A 6,584-nucleotide genomic window follows, 5' to 3' on the forward strand; every position below is an offset into this window, starting at 1 on the left:
CTCGGCGCCCCTGCCGAGGCCGGCGGGACCAGCCCATCCACCGACGCCCCTGCCGTGCCGTGCGCACCGGGAGCGCGGTCATGATCCCCCGGGCCGCCGACGGCGCGACCGCCGCCGGCTCCGCTGCCGGCGCCGGTGCCACCGCGCTGCTGCTCGCGGAACTCACCAGGAACGGGCGGATATCCCTGCGCCTCGCCTGCTCCCGGCTGACCACCTGGGAATCGCTGCTGGTGCAGCACGTCCTCGGCCGGGGCGACGTGGAGTTCCTCGCGGCGGCCCCGGACGCGGACCCGGACGCGAAACGGGATCCGGGCCCGGCCGGCCCGGCCACGGTCACGCTCACCCGCTCGCCGCTGGCCGGCCTGTCGCTCTGGGCGCCCGGCGAACCGCCCGGCCCCGAGGCCGAGCCCGTCGGCGGCCTGCGGGTCCCGGCCGAGGTGCTCGACGCGGTGGCCGAGGAGACCCGGGTGGTCGAGGCCCGGGAGGCGGCCGACCGGCACGAGGCCGACACCATCCTGCGCACCTGGGAGAAGAACGGCGAGCTGGACGACCGGCTCGCCCGGCTCGCCGACTGGGTCGAACGGGTCGAGAGCGTCTACATCCTGATCGGCCGGGACGTCTTCTCGAAGTCCGACGCGGGCACCAACACCCTCACCCGGCAGGGCCTGCTGACCGGCCTCCGGACCTCCCCGGTCGACGACTGGCGGCCGGCCGACCGGCTGTTCGTGGTCCTCGCCTACTGCCTGTTCGTCAGCGGCCGTTCGGTGCGCTTCGAGGAGTTCAACGGCCTCCAGCTCTCCGCCACCGGCCTGCGCGAGTTCCTGCTCGACCGGCACGCCCAGTACTGCGCCGCACTGGACCGCGGACCGGGCGGCGCGGCCGGCCTACCGCTCCTCGAACTGGCACAAGTGGTAAGGGAGTTGATGCACGACGTCGACCGTTCGGAGCTGATGCGTTACCGCCGGATCAACGGGCTGACCTTCGTGAAGAACGAGCGGCTGCTCGACTTCCCGCTGCCCCGCGACCCGGAGACGATGCCGGAGCTGGTCGCCCGGCACGGCCGGCTGAACCTCGGGGTGGACCCCACCGGCGACGTCCGGGCGGACCTGCGGGCGATGACCCTGGCGGCCGTCGCACTGGACGCGATCGCCGAGGCCGACCCCGGCCCGGCACCCCCCGCACAGGGCGCGGTCGGCGAACTGCTGGCGGCCGTCGTGCTGTCGTCGATCGTGGCCACCGACGCCGACTACGGCATGAGCAGTTCGGTGCGCGACCTGTCCGGGCTGCGCGGCGTCCGGCCCGGCAGCCCCGACGGCGTCCTGGCGCTGAAGAAGGGCGACTTCTTCTGCTGCTGCCTGCCGCACCCGACCCGGATGGCCGAGGTCGGCGACGAGACCGCGCCGATCCTGTGGCGGTCCGCCCAGCGGATGATGTACAACCGCTGGCACTTCGCCCCCGGCGAGTACGACCGGGCGGAGATCCCGGAGAAGCGGCACTACTTCTTCCCGCCGCAGGTGCCCGACATCGCGGAGCACGCCGAGCACCACCACGGCGGCCACGTCGCCTCCCGGGTGCGGTACACGATCCGCGCACCCGGCGCCCAGGTCTGGCACCCGCCGTTCACCGTCTTCGGCCACGGCTACCGCGGCTGCTACGACATCCGGCTGGTCCGGATGGAGGGCCCGCCGTTCACCACCACCGAGCTGGCCGAGGCGGTGCGGCACTGCTCCCTGATCGACGAGCTGTGGCGCACCCTCGCGCAGGGCCTCCAGAGCGGCACCCTGCACGTCCCCCCGGTCACCGGCTTCGACCGGTCCTGGTACGAGTCGCGGGGCTGGGAGCTGCTGCGCCCGTTCGGTCTCGCCATCCGTACCCCGGCGCGGGTGGACCCCGTCTGACCCGGTGGCCGGCCTGCCGGACGTCCGGCAGGCCGGCCACCACCCGGCCTCCCCCGCACATGCCGCCAGGTGCTACGAGTAGTCGGCGAGCTCGATCCCGCTGTCCACGCCCGATCCGTCGATACTGAACTTGCCGGTGTTGCCGTACCGGTCCCACGCGGTGATCACCGGGCTGAAGTACACCCGCCAGGTGTTGATCGGCCCGTTGGGAATGTGCCAGCCGTCCCCTCCCGTGGTGGCGTGCACCCAGGTGAAGCACAGGTACTGCTCGGGGTACGGCCGGTCGTAGATCCGCGCGTAGTCCCACCACTTGTTGCCGTCGGGGAAGTTGACGACCAGCCCGCCGTAGCCGCCGTCCCCGTCGTACGAACTGCCGTGCGGCTCCTGGTACCAGACGTAGGAGCCGTAGAGGTTCTTGTGGCGGCTGTCGGGCTTGATGTCGCAGGCGAAGAAGCCCTCGTAGCCGGGGTCGCTCCAGTAGCCCGAGACCGAGAAGGTGACGAAGTAGTTGTCCGTGGAGTCCAGCGACAGGTAGTAGTTCCAGGCTTCAGTGGTCACGTACTTGGTGTCGTTCTCGTACCTGGTGGCCGTCCTGGAGTACTCCCAGTTGACGCCCGAGCGCCGGTGGGTCAGGGCCACCAGCGGGTCGAGCGTGACCTTGCCCTCGAAGGAGCCCGATCCGGCCGTGGTCGTGTACACCTTCCCGGTGTCCGTCTCGACCCAGGCCGAGATCGACTTCCGGTCCGCGCCCGGCCAGCAGGTGACGTAGAAGGTGAACTTCTGCATTCCGTCGGCCGCGAGTTCGGGCTCGGCGGCGGCCCGGCTGCCCCCGCCGGGGACGTGGTGGAAGTAGCGGTCCTCCCGGTCGGTGAAGCACCAGCCTTCGCGGCCCTGCCAGTCGAGCTTCGCACCGCTGACGTAGTCGACGAGGTTCACCCGGTTCGGCCAGGAGATGTCCCCGTAGTAGGTGCCGCCGTTCTCGTCGGTGGGTTTGACGCTGATGGTCACCGCGACCTGGTTCCGGCCGTTCGCGTAGATCTCGGCGCCCGGACCTCCGGTCTCCAGCATCAGCGAGAGCTTGGACACTCCTGCCCATTGGGTCATCTGCGGTCTCCTCCGCTTCTCGGTATGACGGTGCGCCGCGAGGGGTTCGCCCGGGGCGCGGCCTTTCGGGTCGCGCCCTATCGCTTGGTGAACGAGACGGTGGGGTGCAGCCCCAGGATCTCCCGCAGGGCCCGGTCGTTGCGGCTGTAGCAGAAGGCGGCGATGATCTCGGCGTTCGGCCGCTCCAGGACCGCCCGCAGCGCGCCGCGCCGCATCCTGGGCAGGTTGTGGGCCGTCACCAGGACCTGCGGGTCCTCCGCGTTCATGGTGTCCGCGAGGTCCCGGTCCTCCCGGAGGATCCGCCGGTCGATCTCACCGGGGCCGCGCTCGCCGGTCCGGGTGCCGTGCGTCCCCGACAGGATGTGGATCTCCCGTACGTCGGGCAGCCCCCGGGCCTCCCTGGCGGTGGCCTCGACCATGTCCGGGGTGGCCCGGTAGACACTCGTCCAGACCGCGTTGCGGTGGCTCGGGTTGGGGGTGCGGGTGAAGTACCGCTCCCGGTCGTACCGGCCGTGCATGACCTCGGGCACCCGGACGACCATCGGCCCGCCGTCCGGGGCGTCCACCAGCGTCGGATAGTCCTCCAGGCCGCGGAAGTTGCCGCCGCCGAGCCCGTGGGCGGCGTCCCCGGCGGCCTCCGGGGCGCGGGCGCCGATCCCGGAGGCGGTGCGGGCGAGGGTGGCGCCGCCCTCGGCCAGGCCGGCCAGGCCGGTGCCCAGCGAGACCCAGCCCAGGATCGAGGAGGCCCTGGGCGAGGCCTTCTCCAGGGCACCGCCGACGATGGCGGTGACATCGGAGGCGACACCCAGGGCGCCCACGACCAGGGTGGTGGTGGAGGCGGCGGCGAGGGCGGCGAGGACACCGCCCGCCGCCACGACGGCCAGCCCGCCGGTGACGACGGTGAGGGCGAGGCCCGCGACCCCGAGGCCGATGCCGAGCCAGGCCGCCCAGCTGAGGTGGCCGGAGGGGTCGACCCGGTTGACGGGGTCTCCGGCGCAGTACGCGTAGGGGTTGACGCCGCCGGCGCCGAAGGGGCTGAGCGGGTCGGGGGTGGCGAAGCGCCGGAGCTCCGGGTGGTAGTCGCGGGCGCCGTTGCCGAGGTGGTAGCAGCCGGTCACCGGGTCGACGGGCCGGCCGGTGAAGCCGAGGATGCCGTCGCCGGCCTGCGCCGGGCGCAGCCCGTAGGGGGTGTAGGCGTACTGGTCCGGCTCGTCCGTGGACGCCGACACCCGCACGGTCCCGGTGCCGTCCGCCCCCAGCAGGCGGGTCGCCGGCTGTCCGCCCGGGCCGTGCTGGGCCACGGGTCGGTCGCCGAGGTGCAGCAGGCGGGCGGCGCGGTCGTCCTCGGTGACGGTGGCGAGGGTCTCGCCGCGGTAGGACAGCACGCCGGTGCCGCCGTCCGGCGCGGTGCGGGTCAGCAGCCGGTCGAACGGGTCGTACCCGTAGCTGCCCGCGCCCTCGGTGGCGGCCAGCCGGCCGAGCGGGTCGTAGCGGAGCGCGCGCCCGGCCTCGTCGGTGGTCAGCCGGCCGGCCGCGTCGTAGGCGAGTTGGAGGTCACCGGCGGGGCCGGTGCGGCTGATCCCGGTCAACTGGCAGGGGTCCTGGGGATTGTCGTAGTGGTACGTGGCCGTCTCGGAGCCGCCGTCGGCGAAGTCGGTCCGGCAGTCGGTGAGGTTGCTCCAGCCGTCGTGGCGGAAGCTCTGCGCGGCGATCCCGCGGCCGAGTTCGTCCTGCGGCGGGACGGGCCCCTGGCAGGTGTAGTCGGTGAGCCGGTTGCGGCTGTCGTAGCCGAACGTCTCCCGGCGGACGAGCGCGGAGCCCCGGTGGAGCGTCCTGGCGCTGAGGAGGTCGTTGTCCTGCCACTCCTGGGTCTGCTTCCAGACCTCGGTGGCGCCGGTCGCCCCCGGGGCCCAAGTGAACTCGCGTGCCACCTCCCGGCCGAGGTCGTCCAGGGTCAGGGCGGTGGCCAGGGTGGCGCCCGAGCCGAGGTCCTCGACGGTCCAGCCGGTCAGCCGGCTCGCCGGGTCGTAGGTCAGCTCCAGCACCCGCAGGTCCGGGTCGGCGATCTCCTGGAGCCGGCCGAGCCGGTCCCGGGAGGTCCGCCGGACGGCGCCGTCCACCCCCGTGCAGGCGACCTCCTCGCCGCCGAGGGTGAACTGCCAGCTCACGGTGGTGTCGGGCGCACCGGCGCGGGAGACGGTCTCGGCGCGGGGCAGCCCCGAGGGGTAGTAGTCGCGCGTGACGGTGACCTCGCCCTCCCGCGCCTCGGTCGGGAAACCGGTGACGGGGTGCGGGGTGAGCTCCTGGGTGACCTGGTCCGCCCGGACCAGGGTCAGCACGTTGTCCAGTTCGGGGACGGCCGTGTAGCCGCGCCGCTGCCCGTCGGGCATGGTGGCCCCGGCCGGGACGAGGTCGCTGTCGCGGTCGTAGTCGTAGTGCCACTCCCGGCCGCCGGAGGCGGTGCCGGTCAGCCGGCCCAGCCGGTCGAAGGTCTGCGTGCCGTAGCGGGCCTTGCCGACGGCGAGTTCGGTGGCGAGGCCGCCGCCGTCCTGCCGGACGTCGTGGGCGCGCGAGACCTGGGTGCCGTCCGGCAGTTCGGTCAGGGTGGGCAGGCCGCGCGGGTTGTAGTCGTGGCGTGTGCTGTTGCCGAGTTCGTCGGTCACCCGGCGCACCCGGCCCCAGCCGTCGCGGTCCAGCGTCCGCACACCCTGCGAGACCCCGCGCAGGTCGAACCGCTCCACCCGCACCGGCTCGCCGCGCAGGTTGTGGGTGGTCACCACCGTGCCGGTGACCGGGCCGCCGCCGCCCTTCAGCTGGGTGGTGGTGGTCAGCGCGACCGGGTCGGTCCGGCCGACCCGGGTGGAGCCGTCGGTGGAGTCCGTGGCCGACACCCGGCCCCAGTCGTCGTAACGGAAGGTCTCGGTCAGCTCGCCGCCCGCGCTGCCGTCGGGCAGATGGTCCAGGTCCGTGACGGAGGCCGTGCGGCCCTGCTCGTCGTAGCCGACCCGCTGGACGACGTACCAGCCGCCGTCACCGTCGACGGCCCGGCGTTCCCGCCGGACCGGCCGGCCCGCGCCGTCGAGGGCCACCCGGACCTGCTCGCCCGGCTCGCCCGGGTCCGCGGACATCATCGGGGAGGTGGCGGTCACCAGGAACGGCGCGTCGCCGCCCGTCTCGTAAGCGCGGGTCTGCACCGCCTGGTGGGCGGTGCCCGGATTGACGGTGCGGGTCAGCATCCGGCCCAGCCCGTCGTACGTCAACGCCACCCCGTTGCCCTGGGTGTCGGTGGCCGACCAGAGCCGCCCGGTGAAGCGCGAGCGCCGCTCCGCCCGGGTCAGCGCGAGCCCGTCGTCGGTGGTCAGGGTGTGGGTCTGGGCGAGGGCCTCCCCGTCCGCCGCGAAGCCGAAGGTGTGGGTCGAGGCGGTGGTGACGAAGCCGTGACCCGCGTCCCCGCCGAGCGTCTCCGTCTCGTCCAGGCCGAGGAGGCGGCCGAACTCCTCGCCCGAGGTGCGGTAGTGGAAGTCCACCGAGGACAACTCCCGGCCGTCGGCTAGCCGTTGCTCCTGGGACTTCAGTACCGCG

3 protein-coding genes are annotated in these 6,584 nt (G+C 73.5%); 1 reads left to right on the forward strand and 2 read right to left on the reverse strand.

Going from position 1 to position 6,584, the window contains the following annotated elements:
- Positions 1-80 precede the first annotated feature (80 nt).
- Complete coding sequence (locus tag VR45_RS45600) at positions 81-1,898, forward strand: hypothetical protein (RefSeq protein WP_045940096.1); 1,818 nt, start codon at positions 81-83, stop codon at positions 1,896-1,898.
- Positions 1,899-1,970: 72 nt separating this feature from the next.
- Here VR45_RS45600 and VR45_RS14205 read toward each other — a convergent pair whose 3' ends face one another.
- Together VR45_RS14205 and VR45_RS14210 are read right to left on the reverse strand one after the other, a co-directional pair.
- On the reverse strand, positions 1,971-3,002 hold the full coding sequence (locus tag VR45_RS14205) for a hypothetical protein (RefSeq protein ID WP_159394211.1): 1,032 nt from the start codon (positions 3,000-3,002) through the stop codon (positions 1,971-1,973).
- Positions 3,003-3,079: 77 nt separating this feature from the next.
- Positions 3,080-6,584: RHS repeat-associated core domain-containing protein (locus VR45_RS14210; protein WP_199925943.1), on the reverse strand; the 3,505-nt coding region annotated here is incomplete at its 5' end.

This window comes from Streptomyces sp. NRRL S-495, assembly GCF_000966955.1.
Taxonomy (GTDB): domain Bacteria; phylum Actinomycetota; class Actinomycetes; order Streptomycetales; family Streptomycetaceae; genus Kitasatospora; species Kitasatospora purpeofusca.